Below are 17,405 nucleotides of genomic sequence, written 5' to 3'. Positions count from 1 at the left end.
CATGATCACCTGATTTGACACGAGGAGGGCGCGGTGCGGGAATGGCGCGTGCTCGCCGCGGTGTCGGCGGGCGGGGTGGCCGGGTCGCTGGCGCGGTTCTGGCTGCAGTCGTGGTGGCCGTCGGTGTGGACGACGCTGGCGATCAACGTGGCGGGCTGCCTGCTGATCGGCGTGCTCATGGCGCTGGTGCACGGGATGCACCGGCTGGCGCGGCCGTTCCTGGGCGTGGGGGTCCTCGGGGGCTTCACGACGTTCTCGGCCTACGTGATCGAGGCGCGGGCGCTCGCCGGCCAGGGCTCGCCCGGCGCGGCCGCGCTCTACCTGGCGGGAACGATGGCGGGCGCGCTCGTGGCGGTCTGGATCGGGGTACGGCTGGCCGCACGGTGGCGGCGATGACCGCGCTCTTGGTGGCGCTCGGCGCCGCGGTGGGGGCGCCCCTGCGGTTCGTGCTGGACGGGCTGGTCCGCGGCTGGGTGACCCGCCCGCCGGGCTTCCCGTGGGGGACCCTGGCGGTGAACGTGCTCGGCTCGGCGGTGCTCGGCTTCCTGGTGGCGCTGCCCGCCGGCGAAGGGGTGATGGCCCTGGCGGGCACCGGGTTCTGCGGGGCGCTGAGCACCTATTCGACGCTGGGGTACGAGACGCTGCGCCTGGCCGAGGAGGGCGCCTGGCGGGCCGCGCTGGGCAACGTGGTGCTCAGCGTGACCGCCGGACTGGGCGCCGCCGCGGCCGGTGCGCTTCTGGCGCAGCCGCTCGTCTGAAGCCCCGCGGAGTTACCGTGTAATCCTGTAAGCAACGAAGGAGCGCACGATGGCGGATCCCCTCGACGCCTACTCCCAGGTGGTCACCTCGGTCGCCGCGGAACTCCTGCCCAAGGTGGCGGCCGTCCGGGTGGCACGGGGCAGCGGTTCCGCGGTGGTGTTCACCTCCGACGGCTTTCTCCTCACCAACGCGCACGTCGTGGGCTCGGCACGCGGAGGCACGGTGGCCTTCGCCGACGGCTCGGCGGAGGAGTTCGTGGTGGTCGGGCGCGACCCGCTCTCCGACCTGGCGGTGATCCGGGCCCAGGGGCCCACGCCGGAGCCCGCCGTGCTCGGCGACAGCGACAAGCTGGTGGTGGGACAGCTCGTGGTGGCGGTCGGCAACCCGCTGGGGCTGGCCGGTTCGGTGACGGCCGGAGTGGTCTCGGGGCTCGGCCGCTCGCTGCCGGCGCGCTCCGGCTCCGCGGTGCGGATGATCGAGGACGTGATCCAGACCGACGCCGCCCTGAACCCGGGCAACTCCGGCGGCGCCCTGGCCGACGCCCGGGCCCGGGTGGTCGGGGTCAACACCGCGGTGGCCGGGATGGGCGTGGGGCTGGCGGTGCCGATGAACAGCACGACCCGGTCGATCATCGCGGCCCTGATCCGCGACGGGCGCGTACGGCGGGCCTTCCTCGGGCTGGTGACCTCGCCGGCGCCGCTGCCGGAGCCGCTGCGCCGGCGCACCGGGCAGGCGGCTGCGCTGCGGGTGGTGGAGGTGGTGGCGGGCTCACCGGCCGAACGGGCCGGGCTGCGGGCCGGCGACCTGGTGCTGAGCGCCGGGCGCACTCCGGTGGGGGACGCGCAGAGCCTGCAGCGGCTGATGTTCGCCGAGGCCATCGGGAGACCGTTGCCGATCACGGTCTACCGCAACGGCGCCCTGGTGGACGTGATCGCGGAACCGCTGGAGCTCACTGCCTGATCTCCTGGGTGAGGGGACAGGGGTGACGAGGGAACACGCGGCCCGGGGTACGTCCCGCGCTCGCCGGTCTGCGGGCGCCGTGACGGCGCCCGGCCCGTCCGACGTGCGAAGCGATCCCCCCGACCTGCGGAAACCGGCGTCGGCGGGTGGCGGGGGCGGCGGCTTCGCCGTAATGGAAGGAGATGCTATCGCCGACGGCGGGCCAGGAGCTCCTCGAGGAGGGCGTCCCACTGGCGGCCGACGGCGTCGACGTCGTAGGTGCGGGCCGTCTCCAGCGCGCCGGCGGCCAGGGAGCGGCGCAGCGGCTCGTCCTCGATGACGCGCAGGATGGACGCGGCCAGGTTGTCGTTGGTACGCGGCTTGACCAGCAGGCCGTCCACCTCGTCGGTGATCATCTCCTTGGGGCCGTGCGGGCTGTTGAAGCTGACGATGGCCAGCCCCTTGGCCATGGCCTCCAGGATCGTCATCGGGAAGCCCTCGTGGCGGGAGCTGAGCACGAAGACGGACGCCTTCTCCAGCTCGGCGCCGACGTCCTGGGTGGGGCCGGGGAGCTCGACCTTGCCCTCGAGGCCGGCCTCGGCGATCTGGGTCTGCAGGTTCTCGCGCTGGGGGCCGTCGCCGAAGATGCGCAGCTTCCAGTCGGGGTGGAGCCTGGCGACCTGCTCCCACGCGGTGATGAGCCGGTGGAATCCCTTCAGCCGGGTGATGCGGCCGACGGCGATGACGAGCTTGGCGTCGAGCTTGGCCTGGCCGCCGGTCATCGGCGGGACGGCGTTGGGGATGCGGACCAGCCGCTTGGGGCGCTTCGGCAGGGTGTTGCGGTAGTCACGCAGGTCGGCCTTGGTGAGGGTGACCAGGGCGTCGAAGCGGCGGTAGCGCCACTTGATGAGCTCCTGGAGTTCCTCGGGCTTGGCGTTGAGGCCGACGTGTTCCTGGGCGACGGTGATGACGTTCGGGTTGGCCAGCTGGGCCATCGCGAGGTTCAGCCCGGGGCGGGTGCCCATGAGGACGCCGGTGTGCATGGAGCGGATGAACCGGGCCAGCTGGAGGTCGGTCCAGGCGTTGAACCGGTGGGCGGCCGACTCCCCTTCGGGGATGAGGCGGCTGGGCATCTTCGAGAGCATGCCGCGCACCCCGCGCCGGGGCTTGAGCCGGTCGTCGAGGAAGCGGAACTTGACGCGCGGGTCGACGGGGAAGAAGGGCTCTTCCGCTTCCTTGAGGATGGAGACGATCTCGACGTCGCGCCCGGTGGCGGCCAGGTAGCTGGCCAGGTTGAACACGGTCCTGATGGTGCCGCCCATGCCGTTGGCGTGCAGGAGCAGGATGCGGATCGTGCCGATGGACGGAGGCGGCGCGTTGCGTTGCCGGCGTCGGTTGTATCCCCTGTACAGCCGGGCGGCCGCGGCCTTCCCCTTGCGTGCCAGTGCGCGCACCTTGTCGTAGTCCCCTCGTCGGTCTGTGTGTGAACACACGTGGCCGGCGGCGGGAGAGTTCCCGTCACCGGCCTATTGTCCAGCTTTAGGCGGGTGCGCCGGACTCCCCGTGGCACTGCCCCGTCTATGACCTTTTAGACGCCGTTCACCCCGTCAAGGTTGCATGTGACTTCCCGGTGAATGCGGAGGTTTGCGCTGCAGCAGGTCGAGAGCGGTGTCGATGGCCTTCTCGAGCTGGGTGTCGAGGCCGGCGGCGTAGTCCTGGGGAGTGATGTCGACCTCGATGTCGGGATCGGTGCCGTAGTTCTCCACTTTCCAGCCGACGTCGTCGAAGGCGAAGGAGCACTCGGGCTGGGTGGTGACGGTGCCGTCGGCGAGCCGGTGGCGGGGCCAGATGCCGACCACGCCGCCCCAGGTGCGCTTGCCGATGAGGGGGCCGAGGCCGAGGAGCTTGAAGGTGTGGCTGAAGATGTCGCCGTCGGAGCCGGCCCATTCGTTGGTGAGGGCGACGAGCGGGCCGCGCGGGGATTCCGGCGGGTAGGGCTCGGCGTCGCCGTAGCGGGGGTAGCCGTAGCCGAGCCGCCGGCGGGCCAGCTTCTCCAGCAGGAGAGCGGAGACGTTGCCGCCGCCGTTGTGGCGGACGTCGACGATGAGGGCGTGGCGGTCGTATTCGGTGAGGTAGCCGCGGTGGAACTCGGCGAAGCCGGTGGCGCTCATGTCGGGGATGTGGATGTAGCCGACGCGGTTCTGGGAGCGCTGGTGGCAGCGGGCGCGGTTCTGGGCGACCCAGTCGCGGTAGCGGGCGGGCTGCTCGTCGGCGAGCGCTCTGACGGTGGCGGTGAAGGTGTGCTCGCCGCGCTGGAGGGTGAGCTCGACCTCTTGGCTGGCCTGGTTGACCAGCCGCTCGTTGGGGGTGGTGTGCGCGCCGATGGGGTGCCCGTTGATGGCGAGTACGGCGTCGCCGGGGCGGATGTCCAGGCCCATGCGGTTGAGCGGTGAGGTGGCGTCGGGGTCCCAGGGGTCGCCGGTGACGATGGCGCCGATGCGGTAGACGCCGTCGCGGTAGTCCCAGTCGACGCCGAGCTTGCCCTGGCTGTAGTCGGGACCGGGCCGGTACTCGCCGCCGCTTTCGTAGGCGTGGCTCGTGGCGAGCTCACCGTGGAGCTCCCACAGCAGGTCGGAGAACTCGCCGCGGGTGCTGACGCGGTCCACGAGGGGCAGGTAGCGGTCGTGGACGGCCTGCCAGTCGATGCCGGCCATGTCGGGGGTCCAGAAGTGGTCGCGTTGCAGGCGCCAGGCCTCGCGGAACATCTGCCGCCATTCGTGTTCCGGCCAGACGGAGACCTTGACGCGGTCGAGGTCCACCCAGCCGCTGTCGCGGCCGGGCGGGTCGTCGTCGTGCTCGGGGACGTCGGCGGCCTTGACGACGCGCAGCCGGTCGTCGGCGCGGTAGAGGAGTGTCTTGCCGTCGCGGGCGAGCTCGAGGTCGGTGACGCCCTCGGCGAAGGTCTCCGTCTTGCCGGCGGCGACGTCGTGGAGGTGGAGGATCGGCTCGCCTTCGAGGGGGCTGGACAGGATGAGGACCTTGTTCCCGAGGGCGGCGATGCGTTCGTAGCGGCCTTCGGGCAGGGGGAAGGCGGTGACGCGGCGGTGGATGCCGTCGGCGTCGACGTGCAGCGGCTGGGGGTCGCCGGCGTCCTCGTCCTCGTCCTTGGCCGTCAGGGGGCGCGGCCGGGGGACGAAGGGGTCGGGGGTGTGGCGCTGCAGGGCGATGGCGTAGGGGCGGGTGCCGAGGGGGAAGCCCAGGTCGAACTGGAGGTGGTCGTAGACGGGGGAGAAGACGCGCTGGCCGATGAAGTAGAGGTAGCGGCCCTGCGGGTCGAAGGCGGGGGCGTAGTCCTTGAGGATCGGCTGGGTGGCCTGGATGGTGCGGCCGGTCTCCGGGTGGTGGAGCTTGATGGCGGTGCTCTGGTAGCTGAGGGGGCTGGCGTAGGCGAGCCAGGCGCCGTCGGCGGACCAGGCGGGGTCGTGGGGGGCGGCGTGGGAGTTGGCCTCGACCAGGGTGGCCTGGCCGGTGCCGAGGTCGAGCAGGTGAAGCTCGCCGCGGTGGTTGGTGAGCGCGATGCGGTCGTGCACGGGGTCGGGGACGAGCTCGGTGACCCGGCCGAGCTCGGCCAGCGGCGTGGCGGCATGGGGTTCGAGCAGGGTGAGGGTCTCCTCGCCGCCGTCGGTGCTGGCGGCGGCGACGAGGCGGGCGCCGTCGTTGAGGAAGGCGAGGTGGCGGTAGCGGGTGCCGTGGGGCGCGCCGTGCCGGCGGACCGGCCCCTCCCAGGCGGCCAGGGTGTATGCCTTGCCGCGGGTGGTGAGGGCAAGCGTGGTGCCGTCCGGGCTGAGGGTGGCGCTGTCGAGGTAGTCGGCGGCCTCGACGAAGCGGCGGTTGCGCTGGGTGCGGGAGGAGGCCAGGCGGACGTCGACCTTGACCGGCCGGTCGGCGTCCGCTTCGAGGAGGTAGAGATCGGCGCCGGCGTGGTAGACGAGGCGCCGGCCGTCGCTGGTGAGGTTGCGGGCGTAGTAGTCGGTGTGGTGGGTGTGGCGGGTGAGGTCCTGCCCGGCCGGGGTGCAGGAGTAGACGTTGCCGGTGCCTTCGTGGTCGGACAGGAAGTAGACGCGCTCGCCGCTCCAGCAGGGCGCGGCGAGGTTGCCGGGAAGCTTGATGAGGCGCCGGAAGGCGCCGCTGCCGTCGGGATCGATCCAGAGGTCGCCCGCGGTGCCCCCGCGGTAGCGCTTCCAGCGGGCCGGATCGGCGGTGTTGCGGCCGAGGACGATCATGTCGCGGGGGCCGTGGGCGATGGAGTTCGCGGGCCCGTACGGCAGGCGGTGCGGGACGTCGCCGGGGGCGACGCGGTGCAGCCAGGTATGTCCCTCGAAGGGCTGGCAGGCGTCGCTGGCGTACAGGATGCGCTCGCCCGGGTCCCAGCCGGTGACGGTGCAGCGGGCGCCGTGATAGGTCAGGCGGGTGGCGGCGCCGCCTTCCGCGGGCATGACGTAGACCTCTTCCGGGCCCTCTTCGCGGCCGACGAAGGCCAGGTGGTCGCCGCGGGGGGAGATGCGCGGGTATCGGGCTTCGGCGAGCCCGGTGGTGAGGCGGAAGGCGCGGCCTCCCCGTGCGGGGGCCATCCAGAGGTCGTCCTCGGCGGCGAAGACGACGACGTCCGCGAAGATTGCGGGGAAGCGCAGGTAGGCGGGCATGGCTTCTCCGGTGGTCGGGCGGCGCGGGGGAGCGCGGCCTCCGGCAGGTTGTGCTGCTTGGTCACGGTGGCCCGCCGTGGGCAGCCTAGCCGTGGGTACGGTGCCCCGCCGTCAGCCGCCGGGCGTGGGGTACGGTGCCCCGCCGTCGGCAGCCTGGTCGTGGGTACGGTGCCCCGCCGTCGGCAGCCTGGTCGTGGGTACGGTGGCCCGTCGTCAGCAGCCGGGACGGGTGTCCCGGCCGGCTGAGCGTGGTGGTCAGGCTTCGTCCATGGGTTTGCGGCTCGCCTGCCTCTTGGCGGCCTTGGCCTGCCTGGTGGCCTTGATGGTGGCCTTCTTGGCCTTGCCGGATTTGGTGGCGGGTTTCTTGCGTGGTTCTGCCATCGTCGGTTCCCCCGATGCGCTCGCGATGCCCTTGACGACATCGCTGCTGTTCATACCCCGTTCACCCACAAAACCGACATTTCGTACTTTGGGGGTGGTCAGAAGGAGAGCGAGGCGGCCTCGTTGTGAAGGATGAGGATGAGCAGGGTCGCCACCAATGTCGCGATGAGCAGCCAGCTGACCATGATGATGATCGTGGATCGGCGTGGGCGGCGGGTGGCCGGCTCGCCCTTGGCTCTGGCCTCGCTGCGGCGGGCGCGCTCGTTGAAGGACTCCAAACGCGCGACGAGCCGCGGGTCCTCGTCGACGAGGTGGCGCTCGATCTGGGCCAGCAACCGCTCCTCGTCCTGCGACCAGGCCATGGTGCACCTCCGGAACGCAAGCTCTGTGGGGGTGTTCTGCCCAACCATGAAGATCATTAGCCGTGATCTTGCCCGTGAATTGCACGCTCTTTGGTTTTGCGATCAACGTCGAACGTATGTTCCAATCATGTCGTGCGCTGGGACAACCTGCGGCTCACGGGGGCCGACGACCATGATCCTGCCCTGCCGCTGTTCGCCCAGGGGGCGGTGGCGCGGGTCTTCGACACACCCGCCTTCCACGGGATGACCTTCTACGAGGTGCGCGCCCGCTCGATCGTCAACCGCCTCCCGCCGGCGAGCCGCATGCCGTTCGAGCACACCATCAACCCCTACCGCGGCTGCGGCCACGCCTGCCGCTACTGCTTCGCCCGCAACACCCACACCTACCTCGACCTCGATGCCGGGCTCGACTTCGACACCAAGGTCGTGGTCAAGGTCAACGCCGCCGAGCTGACCCGCCGCGAACTCGCCTCTCCCCGCTGGCGGGGCGGGCACATCGCCATGGGCACCAACGTCGACTGCTACCAGCGCGCCGAGGGCCGCTACCAGCTCATGCCCGGCATCCTGGCCGCGCTGCGCGACGCGGCCAACCCGTTCTCCATCCTCACCAAGGGCACCCTGATCCTGCGCGACCTAGACCTGCTGGCCGAGGCCGCGACGGTGACCGAGGTGTCGGTCAACTTCTCGGTGGGGTTCGTCGACGGCCAGGTCTGGCGCGAGGTCGAGCCGGGCACCCCGCACCCCGAACGCCGCCTGGAGGCATGCGCGCGCCTGAACGCCGCCGGTATCCGGTGCGGGGTGCTGATGGCGCCCGTCCTGCCCTACCTCACCGACTCGCCGGCCCAGCTGGAGGCCACGGTGGCCCGGATCGCCGCCGCGGGGGCGGCGCGGGTGACGCCGCTGGTGCTGCATCTGCGGCCCGGGGCCCGGCAGTGGTATCTCGGGTGGCTGGCTCGGGAGCATCCCCGCCTGGTGCCGCGCTACCTGGAGCTGTACGGCAGAGGCGCGTACGCGCCACGGCGGTACCAGGAGCAGGTAACCGCCCGGGTCCGGGAGCTGGCCGGGCGGTACGGCATCGGCCGGGGCTCGGCCCGCCGGCCCGCCTCCCCTCCGACGGCCCAGAGGCCGGGGCCCGACCGGCCGGACGCCGAGCAACTGAGCCTGCTGTAGCCCGCTCCGCACCGGGGCAGCCGGGTCCTGCTGGGAGCACACGCTGGCGATCGCGCCGATGCCGGTGCAGGAGCTGGGTTCGGGTGGTGACTGCGTCGCCACTCGGGCTTTCCGGAGGCCGGGCCGGTCGCTCGTGCGTCCTTCAGCCTGCCCGGTGCCGGTAGTCGCCGGGCGTGACGCCGTACCACTGGCGAAAGGCCAGGTGGAAGCCGACCGGCGAGCCGTACCCGACGCGCTCGCTGATGCGGTGCTGCGGCAGGCGCGTCTCGGTGAGCAGGCGGGCGGCCTCCTGCATGCGGCGGGCGGTCAGGTGGCGCATCGGCGCCTGGCCGACCAGGCGGCGGAAGGTGGCGGCGAAGGCGGAGCGCGACATTCCGGCTTCGGCGGCCAGGCTTTCGAGGGTCCAGGTCTCGGTGAAGCGGGTGTGGACGGCGCTCAGCGCGGCGGCGACGCCGGGGTGCCGCAGCGCCTGCAGGATGGGCTGGTCGGCCGGGCAGCCGAGGTCCAGGGCGGCGCGCAGCGCGAGGACGAAGACCATTTCGAAGGCGCGCAACGCGACGAGCTGGGCGCCGGGCCCGGCGGTGTCCCATTCGCCGGCCAGCTGCCGCAAGGTGGCGCCCAGGAGCGGGTGGGCGTGCAGTTGCTCGCTGCGCAGCGTCAGCAGCGGGGGCAGCGCCTTGTAGAGGGGCGCGGCGGCGGCGCGGTCGTAGTGCAGGCCGCCGCAGAGCATGAGGGTCCGCGGGCCGGGCCCGGGGATCTCGACGGTGGTGACGTCGCCGGGCTCGCGTTCGGGCAGGACCTCGGTCAGGGGTACGGCGGGCCCGCCCGGCCGGTCGCCGAGCCGGTGGGCGCTGCCGTGGGGGAAGACGGCCAGATCGCCGGGTTCGAGGCGGACCGGGGCGCTGCCGGGCAGTTCCACGGCGCAGGAGCCGGTGACGACGTAGTGCAGCAGCGCGCAGTTGTCGCGTTCGCCGCTGACGCCCCAGGGGGCGTGGGCCAGCCAGCGGCTGTGGAAGACTCCGTGCAGCCGCAGCGGTGCCAGCAGGTCGCTGAGCAGATCCCCACTCACGAGACGATCCTTAAAGATTTCGAGACTGGTCTTTATAGAGCGTATCGCGCGCGGGCGGCACGCTGACTGCCATGACTTTTCTCGTACTCAACGCGGCCGGCGCCCAGGGCGGCGCGGTCGCGCGCAAGCTGGTGGCCGAGGGGCTGGACGTGCGCGGCTTCTCCCGCAGCGGCAAGGTGCCCGCCGGCGCGCAGCCGGCCGTCGGCAACCTGGGGGACGCGGCGGCGGTCGCGGCGGCCTTCGCGGGCGTCAGCCACGCCTCGGTCATGCTGCCCATGGTCTACGAGCCGGACGTCGTGGAGCGCTACGTCCGCAACGTGCGCGACGCGGCGCTGGCGGCCGGGGTGCGCCGGCTGGTGGTCAACACCGGCAACCGGCTGCCCGGGCACGACAGCGGCCTGCCCGTCTTCGAAACCCGCCGCCGGGCCGTGCGCACCCTGCGCGAGGCGGGCCTGCCCGTGGTGGAGCTGCGCCCGGCCGTCTACCTGGACAACCTCGCCGCCCCCTGGGTCGCCGGGCCGCTGGCCGCCGAGGGCGTGCTGGCCTACCCGCTGCCGTCCGACCTGCCGGTGGCCTGGCTCGCGCACGAGGACCTGGCCGCCTGCACGCACGCCGCCCTTCTCGCCGACGGCCTGGAGGGCGCCACGGTGAACCTCGGCCCGTCCGAGTCCGTGACCGGCGCGGAGCTGGCCGCCGCGATCGGCGCCCGCTACCTGGCCCAGGACGTGGACGTCTTCGAGAAGGGACTGACCGCCCTGGTGGACCCGCCCACGGCCGCCGCCATCGCCGCCACCTACCGCCTGGCCGCCGACGACCCCGCCCTACTGGCCGCCGACCCGGCCGCGCCGGACCTTCTAGGCGTACGGCCGACGCCACCGCGTACCTGGCTGGCCGCCCAGCCCTGGGCCCGGCGATGACCGCCACCGGGCCGGCTGCGGCGGGGGCCGGTCGGCCCGGGGCGGCTGAGGCGGAGATCGTGCGGCACCATCGGGTGATCGAGCGCTGGCTGTCGGGCGAGGCCGGGCCGGGGGAGTTCGCCGCCCTGGCCGGGGCGCACGCCGACGGCTTCACCCTGGTCGGCCCCGGCGGCGTCACCCTGACGCGCGACCAGGTGCTCGCCGAGCTGGAGCGCCTGCGCGGCGCCGTGCCGGGCCTGCGCATCGAGATCCGCGAGGTACGCGTGGTGGCCGAGGAGGGACCGCTGCTGGTGGCCACCTACCAGGAGCGGCAGCCGGGCAACGCCCGCCGGTCGAGCGTGGTGCTGCGGCGCACCGAGGCGGGCCTGCGCTGGCTGCACCTGCACGAGACCTGGCTGCCCGCCTCCGTCCAGCCCTCCCGCGTCTCGCACGGCCCCGGTACCGAATGAGCGGTTTCGCCTCATGCGGACGGTCACCGGGGTGTTGAGTGGAGCCATTGGGTCGGGCTGATCGCGGCGGGGAGGCCGGGTGCGACGGGCTGCGCGGGTCACCTTCGTCATCTGCCCGCTGCCGGGGATCCGGGCGCCGGGGTGTGCCCGGTGCGCTCTGGATGGCGCGTCGCCGCCGAGCCCTCGAGATCACCGCTCTCCGTCGGTGGTCTCCGGCGCTTTCTCCCGGCATCACCCTGGTCCGCGCGTGATCAGCGGCCTGCCGTACCCGAGAGGCGGGTGAAGGCGCGGCCGGCGGCGGCGCGGGCCTCGGGGTGGACGGCGGCGGCGGTGCGTCCGGCGGCCAGTTCGCGCCAGGTGCGGCGGGCCAGCACCCGCTGGACCGCCACCACCTGGGCGGCCAGCAGTCCCGCTTCCAGGTCGTCGAAGGCGCCGCCGGGATGGGCGAGCAGGGCCTCGGCGAGGGCGGCCTCGTCGGCGGCCACGTGGACGGCGAGGCGGGCGGCCAGGCCGGGGGTGTCGAAGACGAGGCGGTGGAAGGCGAGGACCTCGGGGTGGTCGTTGAGGCCGGTGACGGGGTCACGCCGGTCCAGGCCGTCCAGGAAGTGGGCGTGCAGGGCGGCGACGGGGTCGGCCGGGCCGGCGGCGCGCACGACGCGGGCGGTTTCGCCCTGGTGGTCGGCGATGCGGTGGACGACGAGGTCCTCTTTGGTGGCGAAGTACTTGAACAGGGTGGGTTTGGAGACGTGGGCGGCGGCGGCCACCTCGGCCACCGAGACGTCGTCGAAGCCGCGCTCGAGGAACAGCGTGATGGCCGCCGCCGAGATCGCCTCACGTACCTGCTGCCGCTTGAGCTGGCGTAGTCCGGTCATGCGTATATATTAACCTGGTTAATAACTTAACCGGGTTAAGGGAGTTGGATGAGCACGCTTGCCGACGAGAGGCAGTACGTCGAGACCTGCCGGGCGGCGCTGCGGCGCATGCTGGAGTCCGCGCGCGAGAACGTCGTCGTCGGTGAGAGCGTCGCCGGCGACCGCTACAGCGCCGAGCGGCTGGGCCGCCACCTGAAGAGCCTGGCCAAGGAGCTCGGGGAAGAGCCCGCCGGGCCGCCGTTCTTCGGCCGGCTCGACTTCGGCGCCGGTGAGCACCGCGGGCGCAGCTACTACATCGGCCGCCGCCACCTCACCGGCGAGCACGGCGGCGTGCCCGTCGTCATCGACTGGCGGGCGCCGGTCTCGCGCGCCTTCTACCGCGCCAGTGCCCGCGACCCGCTGGGGGTGGCCACCCGGCGGCGTTACGGCTGGTCGGGGCAGAGCCTGACCGGGTTCGAGGACGAGCACCTGGGCCGCGGCGAGCAGGGCGGCGGCGCGATCCTGGCCGCGGAGATCGAACGGCCGCGCGTGGGTCCCATGCGCGACATCGTGGCCACCATCCAGCCCGAGCAGGACGAGCTGGTGCGCGGCGAACTGGCCGAGTCGGTGTGCGTACAGGGCGCGCCCGGGACCGGCAAGACGGCGGTCGGGCTGCACCGGGCGGCGTACCTGCTGTATGCGCACCGGGCGCGGCTGGAGCGGTCGGGGGTGCTGGTGCTGGGGCCCAACCGGGCCTTCATCGGCTACATCGCGGCGGTGCTGCCTGCGCTGGGCGAGGTGCAGGTCGAGCAGACGACCCTGGAGGAACTGCTGGGCGGCACCCAAACCAGCGCCGACAGCGCGGAGGCGGCCGTGGTCAAGCACGACGCGCGCATGGCCGCCGTCCTGCACCGGGCGCTGTACGGGCGCATCGGCGAACCGGTCGAGCCGGTCACCGTCACCGACGGCGCCGCCAGGTGGCGGGTCTACGAGGACGAACTGCGCCGCATCGTCGACGACACGCGGCGGGAGGGCCTGCCGTACCTGACGGGCCGTGAGCGGGTGCGCGCCCGGATCATGGCGCGCATCACCCGCCAGGCCGAGCTGCGCGGCGTCACCGTCACCGCGGCCTGGACCAAGAAGATGGGGCGGCAGGTGACGCCGTTCCTGGACGAGGTCTGGCCGGCGGTCAAGCCCGAGCAGGTGGTGTTCGAGGTGCTCAGCGCCCCGGGCGCGGCGGCCGCGACGGTCCTGGACGAGCGTGAGCGCGCGGCGATCACCTGGGCGCGGCCGCCGCGCTCGGCCAGGAGCGCCCGCTGGACGGCGGCCGACATGGTGCTGCTGGACGAGGTGGCCGGGCTGCTCGAGCGGCCGGCGGGCTACGGCCACGTGATCGTCGACGAGGCCCAGGACCTGTCGCCGATGCAGTGCCGGGCCATCGCCCGGCGCAGCGAGCACGGGTCGCTGACGGTGCTGGGCGACCTGGCCCAGGCCACCAGCCCCTGGGCGGCGCGCGACTGGGCCGCGCAACTGGCCGCGCTCGGCAAGCCCGGGGCCACGACGGTCGTGCTCAGCACCGGCTTCCGGGTGCCGGCGGCGGTCGTGGAGCTGGCCAACCGGCTGCTGGCCCGTCTCGCGGCAGGCGTGCCGCCGACCCGTTCCTTCCGGCGGGACGGCAGGCTGAGCGTGCGCCCGGTCGCCGAGCTGGCTCCCGCGGTCGTGCGCGCGGCCCGGGCGGCGCTGGAACTGGAGGGCTCCGTCGGGGTGATCGCCGCCGACGCCGACGTGGCGGGCCTGCGCGACGCGCTGCGGGACGGCGGCCTGGACGCCGCCCTCGTCCAGCCGGGGGACGGCGGCGCGTACCGGCGGCTCAGCCTGGTGCCCGCCTCGGCGGCCAAGGGACTGGAGTACGACCACGTCATCCTCGCCGAGCCGGCGGCCGTCGCCGAGGCCGAGCCGCGTGGCCTCAACCGGCTGTACGTGACGCTGACCCGGGCGGTCTCCCGGCTGGAGGTGCTGCACGCGCGGCCCCTGCCCGCGGCGCTGATCGCCTGAGTCTCGACAGAACGCGCAGCTTAGGTGTGAGATGAGGGGCGAGACACGCTACACGCCGGGGCCTGCACCGAGGGAGCCGTCCTATGACCACACCACCGAATCCGTCGCAGGGCGAGGAACCGGACGCCCGCGAATCGCAGTGGTCGCCCCCGCCCCAGCAGCCGGGGCCGGCTCCCCCCTACGACCAGCCGTACGGACAGCCCTACGGCCAGGCGCCCCACGGCCAGTCCCCGTACGGCGAGCCGCCCAAGAGCTCCGGCACCCAGGTCATGTCGATCATCGCCTTCGTGTGCGCCGGCGTCGCGCTGCTGATCCTGCCGATCATCTTCGGGCCGATCGGCATCGTGCTCGGCATCGTCGGCCACACCCGCGGCGAGTCGCTGGGCAAGTGGTCCGCGGTCACGGCCGGCGTCACCATGGTCCTCAGCATGGTCATCGGGTTCCTGGTGCTGCAGAGCAGGGTCGCTTGACCTTGTCGTAGCGTCAACGTCTTTCATGGAGGTATGCGGATAGGACAACTCGCCGCCCTGGCCGGCGTCTCGACCAGGGCGGTGCGCCACTACCACCACCTCGGCCTGCTGCCGGAACCCGAACGGCGGGCCAACGGCTACCGCGTCTACGGGCTGCGTGACGCGGTCGTGCTCTCGCGTATCCGCCGCCTGTCGGAACTGGGCCTGTCGCTGGAGGAGATCCGCGACGTGCTGGCCGACGCCCACGGCCGCGAACTGCGCGAGGTGCTCACCGACCTCGACGCCGACCTGGCCCGGCAGGAGGCGGAGATCAGGGCGCGCCGCGAGCGGCTCGCCGAGCTGCTGGAACACGAGCGGCTGCACCCCGACGACGCCGTCTCCCCGGAGATGGCCCGCGTCCTCGGCCGCCTGCCGAAGGCGAAGGGGACGATGGCCGAGCGCGACCGCGAGTTCCTGGCGCTGCTGGACACCTCGCTGAGCGACGAGCGCCGCCCCGGCGTCCTGGACCCGCTCCTTTCCCTGCCCGAGACCGGCGACCCCGCCTTCCACGCCCGGGTCCTGGAGGTCTACGCCGACCTGGACGCCTTCGCCGCGGAGGACCCCGGCGAGGACGACCCGCGGGTGGAGGAGCTGGCGTGGCGGCTGATCGAGCTGACCCCGCGCCACCTGATGCCCGCCGACGGCCTGGCGATGCCCGGCGAGGACGACCCGTTCCTGCGGGCGTTCCTGGCCGACTTCAGCCCCGGTCAGCGCCTCGTCATCCGCCGCGTGATGCAGCTGCTGGACAAGCCGTGAGGGTCGTGCGCCGCATGCTGGCGCACGAGCTGCGCGCCCTGGCCAGCCTGGCCTACTGGGTCACCGGCCGCCGCCACGGCGTGGGCCACGGGATGGTCGCCCTGCCGTACCACGGGGGCGGCGGGCTGACGATGTGGATGTTCCTGTTCGGCGTCGTCCTGGAGGGGGTGGCGCTGGAGCTGTGGCTGGGCTGGCCGATCCTGACCGTCCTGCACGTCTATTTCGTGCTGTCCATGCTCGGCATGATCGCCGCCGCGCGCACCCGGCCGCACGTGGTGGGCGAGCACGAGGTACGGCTGCGCCACGGCGCCGCCTTCGACCTGCGCATCCCCCGCGAGCTCATCGTGGCCGCCCGCGCCGGCGCCCGCATCCACGAATCGGGCCACATCACCGTGGACGGCGACCGGCTGGAGCTGGTCGTGGACGCGCGCACCAACCTCACCCTGGAGCTGTCGCAGCCGGTCACGCTGATCCGGCCGCTGGGCCGTACCGGACAGGCGCGGCATATCCGATTGTTCGCCGACGATCCGCGAGAATTTCTGCGGGCGTTGTCGATTCCCGCGCCGCCCGCGCGTCATGGCGGTGAAGGAAGGGAGAGAACATGAAATACGTGCTGCTCGTCGTCGGCGACGAGCAACCGTGGGCGGAGGCCGGGCCGGAGGAACGCGCCGCGGTGTACGAGAGGTGGGGCGCCTACGACGCGTTCCTGACCGGCAGGGGCGCCGCCCTCGGCGGCCACGAGCTGGCCCACTCCTCCAGCGCCACGACCATCCGCAAGAACGGCGACCAGGTCCTCATCTCCGACGGCCCCTACGCCGAGACGGTGGAGCAGATCTCCGGCTACATGGTCGTCGAGGCCGGCAGCCTGGAGGAGGCGATCGAGCTGGCCACGCCGATGCCGTCCGACGTGGTGATCAGGGGGGTGCCGGCATGAAGTACGCGCTGTTGCTGTACGGCGACGCCGAGGCGTGGGCCCAGGCCACACCGGAGCAGCGGGAGCGGTCCCTGGCCGCGCACGAGGAGTACATCGAGATGCTCATCAAGCGCGATGCCATGCTCGGCGGCGAGGAACTGGCCCAGCCGGGGCCCGCGCTCAAGCTGAGCAAGGGCGAGGACGGCCAGGTGCTGCGCACCGACGGCCCGTTCGCCGAGACGATCGAGCACCTGGGCGGCTTCTACATCATCGAGGCCGCCGACCTCGACGAGGCCATCGAGCTGGCCAAAGCCTGCCCGGAGCCGATCGTGGAAGTGCGGCCGGTGGTGGAGCACACGGGATGAACGCGGTCGAGCAGGCATACCGGGAGCACTGGGCGCGCCTGCTCGCCATCCTCACCGCCGAGTTGCGCGACCTGGACCTGGCGGAGGAGTCGCTGCAGGACGCCTTCGCCGCGGCCGTGGCGGCCTGGCCGCCGGTGCCGGACAACCCGCCGGCGTGGCTGCTGACCGCGGCCCGCCGGCGGGCCGTCTCGCGCCTGCGCCACAGCGCGGTGGCCGCGCGCAAGCTGCCGCTGCTGGTGGTCGACGAGCCGCAGGCGGGCGACGACCTGCTCAGCCTCATCTTCACCTGCTGCCATCCGGCGTTGTCGATGGAGGCGCGGGTGGCGCTGACACTGCGCTGCGTCGGCGGCCTGGGCACCCGGCAGATCGCCCGGCTGTTCCTGGTGAGCGAGGCGACGATGGCGGCCAGGATCACCCGCGCCAAGAAGAAGATCAGCCAGGCCGGCATCCCGTACCGGGTGCCGTCCGGGCCCGAACTGGCCGGGCGGCGCGACGGGGTGCTGGCCGTGCTGTATCTGATCTTCACCGAGGGGTACGCGGCCGCGGAGGGCGAGGACCTCATCCGCGCCGAGCCGGCCGTCCAGGCGATCGCGCTGGCCCGCATGCTGGCCGAGCTGATGCCCGGCGACGGGGAGGTGGCGGCGCTGCTGGCCCTGATGATGCTGCATCACGCCCGACGCGACGCCCGCCTGGACCGGCGCGGCCGCCTGATCACCCTGGCCGAGCAGGACCGCGGCCGCTGGCACCACGAGGAGATCAAGCAGGCGCTGGCGATCCTGCGGCCCGGCCCGCCCGGCGTCTACCAGTTGCAGGCGGCCATCGCCGCAGAGCACGCCTCGGCCGCGACCGCGCGGGAGACCGACTGGGTGGCCATCGCCCAGCTGTACAGCATGCTGGAGGCGCTGACCGGCTCGGCCGTGGTCCGGCTGAACCGGGCGGTGGCGGTGGCCGAGGCGCGCGGCGCGCAACGGGGGCTGGACCTGCTGGAAGGGCTGGAGGTCCACCTGCCGCGCCACCACCTGCTGCCCGCCACCCGGGCCGAACTGCTGCGCAGGCTGGGGCGGCTGGAGGAGGCGGTCGAGGAGTACGGCAAGGCCCTGGAACTCGTGGCCACGGCGCCGGAGCGGGAGTTCCTGCAGGCCCGCCGGGCGACGCTGCGGCCGTGACCCGCGGCCGGGGTGTTCAGCGCTCTGCAAGGACGCGGCGC

General features: G+C 73.0%; 19 protein-coding genes. 13 read left to right on the top strand and 6 right to left on the bottom strand.

What is annotated here, in order from left to right; all coding sequences use genetic code 11:
* The first annotated feature begins 33 nt into the window (after positions 1–33).
* The 3 genes from FVE25_RS14100 to FVE25_RS14090 are packed head-to-tail and all read left to right on the top strand — an operon-like array spanning position 34 to position 1,719.
* Positions 34–396: a fluoride efflux transporter FluC gene (locus tag FVE25_RS14100; protein WP_157247085.1), complete on the top strand. Its 363-nt coding sequence runs from the start codon at positions 34–36 to the stop codon at positions 394–396.
* On the top strand, positions 393–758 hold the full coding sequence (locus tag FVE25_RS14095) for a fluoride efflux transporter FluC (RefSeq protein WP_157247083.1): 366 nt from the start codon (positions 393–395) through the stop codon (positions 756–758). Before FVE25_RS14100 ends, FVE25_RS14095 begins: the two co-directional genes overlap by 4 nt.
* 49 nt (positions 759–807) lie before the next feature.
* A complete protein-coding gene (locus FVE25_RS14090; RefSeq protein ID WP_157247081.1) occupies positions 808–1,719 on the top strand; it encodes a S1C family serine protease in 912 nt (303 codons plus the stop codon).
* Between the two features lie 185 nt (positions 1,720–1,904).
* Here the strand turns inward: FVE25_RS14090 and FVE25_RS14085 are convergent, their stop codons facing one another.
* From FVE25_RS14085 to FVE25_RS14070, 4 genes are all read right to left on the bottom strand, one after another.
* Positions 1,905–3,152: a glycosyltransferase family 4 protein gene (locus FVE25_RS14085; RefSeq protein WP_157247079.1), complete on the bottom strand. Its 1,248-nt coding sequence runs from the start codon at positions 3,150–3,152 to the stop codon at positions 1,905–1,907.
* 153 nt (positions 3,153–3,305) lie between these two features.
* A complete protein-coding gene (locus FVE25_RS14080) occupies positions 3,306–6,401 on the bottom strand; it encodes a S41 family peptidase (protein ID WP_157247077.1) in 3,096 nt (1,031 codons plus the stop codon).
* Between the two features lie 255 nt (positions 6,402–6,656).
* Positions 6,657–6,836 (bottom strand): hypothetical protein, encoded by a 180-nt coding sequence (locus tag FVE25_RS14075; RefSeq protein ID WP_157247075.1) that lies wholly within the window; start codon positions 6,834–6,836, stop codon positions 6,657–6,659.
* A gap of 44 nt (positions 6,837–6,880) precedes the next feature.
* Positions 6,881–7,144 carry a DUF3040 domain-containing protein gene (locus FVE25_RS14070; RefSeq protein WP_157247074.1) on the bottom strand — a complete coding sequence of 88 codons (264 nt, stop codon included), beginning with the start codon at positions 7,142–7,144 and terminating at the stop codon, positions 6,881–6,883.
* 132 nt (positions 7,145–7,276) lie between these two features.
* Here FVE25_RS14070 and FVE25_RS14065 point away from each other — a divergent pair, with 132 nt between their 5' ends.
* Positions 7,277–8,314, top strand: coding sequence for an Rv2578c family radical SAM protein (locus FVE25_RS14065; RefSeq protein ID WP_181019584.1), 1,038 nt, complete (start codon positions 7,277–7,279; stop codon positions 8,312–8,314).
* Positions 8,315–8,456: 142 nt separating this feature from the next.
* Here the strand turns inward: FVE25_RS14065 and FVE25_RS14060 are convergent, their stop codons facing one another.
* Positions 8,457–9,383 (bottom strand): AraC family transcriptional regulator, encoded by a 927-nt coding sequence (locus FVE25_RS14060; protein WP_246267003.1) that lies wholly within the window; start codon positions 9,381–9,383, stop codon positions 8,457–8,459.
* A 71-nt stretch (positions 9,384–9,454) separates the two neighbouring features.
* On the opposite strand from FVE25_RS14060, the gene FVE25_RS14055 reads away from it, so the two are divergent.
* A complete protein-coding gene (locus FVE25_RS14055) occupies positions 9,455–10,300 on the top strand; it encodes an SDR family oxidoreductase (RefSeq protein WP_157247072.1) in 846 nt (281 codons plus the stop codon).
* 59 nt (positions 10,301–10,359) lie between these two features.
* Positions 10,360–10,749, top strand: a complete 390-nt coding sequence (locus FVE25_RS14050) for a DUF4440 domain-containing protein (protein ID WP_246267000.1) — start codon at positions 10,360–10,362, stop codon at positions 10,747–10,749.
* A 251-nt stretch (positions 10,750–11,000) separates the two neighbouring features.
* Here FVE25_RS14050 and FVE25_RS14045 read toward each other — a convergent pair whose 3' ends face one another.
* Positions 11,001–11,621, bottom strand: a complete 621-nt coding sequence (locus FVE25_RS14045) for a TetR/AcrR family transcriptional regulator (RefSeq protein WP_181019583.1) — start codon at positions 11,619–11,621, stop codon at positions 11,001–11,003.
* A 48-nt stretch (positions 11,622–11,669) separates the two neighbouring features.
* Between FVE25_RS14045 and FVE25_RS14040 the strand changes: the two genes are divergently transcribed.
* From FVE25_RS14040 to FVE25_RS14010, 7 genes are all read left to right on the top strand, one after another.
* Positions 11,670–13,655 (top strand): HelD family protein, encoded by a 1,986-nt coding sequence (locus tag FVE25_RS14040; protein ID WP_157247068.1) that lies wholly within the window; start codon positions 11,670–11,672, stop codon positions 13,653–13,655.
* An 83-nt stretch (positions 13,656–13,738) separates the two neighbouring features.
* Complete coding sequence (locus tag FVE25_RS14035) at positions 13,739–14,125, top strand: hypothetical protein (RefSeq protein ID WP_157247066.1); 387 nt, start codon at positions 13,739–13,741, stop codon at positions 14,123–14,125.
* Positions 14,126–14,158: 33 nt separating this feature from the next.
* Positions 14,159–14,920, top strand: coding sequence for a MerR family transcriptional regulator (locus FVE25_RS14030; protein WP_157247065.1), 762 nt, complete (start codon positions 14,159–14,161; stop codon positions 14,918–14,920).
* Complete coding sequence (locus FVE25_RS14025; RefSeq protein WP_157247063.1) at positions 14,917–15,525, top strand: hypothetical protein; 609 nt, start codon at positions 14,917–14,919, stop codon at positions 15,523–15,525. The genes FVE25_RS14030 and FVE25_RS14025 overlap by 4 nt, the downstream gene beginning before the upstream one ends.
* Positions 15,522–15,854 carry a YciI family protein gene (locus FVE25_RS14020; RefSeq protein WP_157247061.1) on the top strand — a complete coding sequence of 111 codons (333 nt, stop codon included), beginning with the start codon at positions 15,522–15,524 and terminating at the stop codon, positions 15,852–15,854. Before FVE25_RS14025 ends, FVE25_RS14020 begins: the two co-directional genes overlap by 4 nt.
* Positions 15,851–16,198 carry a YciI family protein gene (locus tag FVE25_RS14015; protein ID WP_157247059.1) on the top strand — a complete coding sequence of 116 codons (348 nt, stop codon included), beginning with the start codon at positions 15,851–15,853 and terminating at the stop codon, positions 16,196–16,198. Before FVE25_RS14020 ends, FVE25_RS14015 begins: the two co-directional genes overlap by 4 nt.
* Complete coding sequence (locus tag FVE25_RS14010; protein ID WP_157247057.1) at positions 16,195–17,364, top strand: RNA polymerase sigma factor; 1,170 nt, start codon at positions 16,195–16,197, stop codon at positions 17,362–17,364. Before FVE25_RS14015 ends, FVE25_RS14010 begins: the two co-directional genes overlap by 4 nt.
* Positions 17,365–17,405: the final 41 nt, after the last annotated feature.

The sequence above is a fragment of the Nonomuraea typhae genome, from assembly GCF_009760925.1.
In the GTDB taxonomy this organism is placed as follows: Bacteria; Actinomycetota; Actinomycetes; order Streptosporangiales; family Streptosporangiaceae; genus Nonomuraea; species Nonomuraea typhae.
Note: the sequence above shows the minus strand (reverse complement) of the source record. Positions and strands in the feature narration are given on the sequence as shown.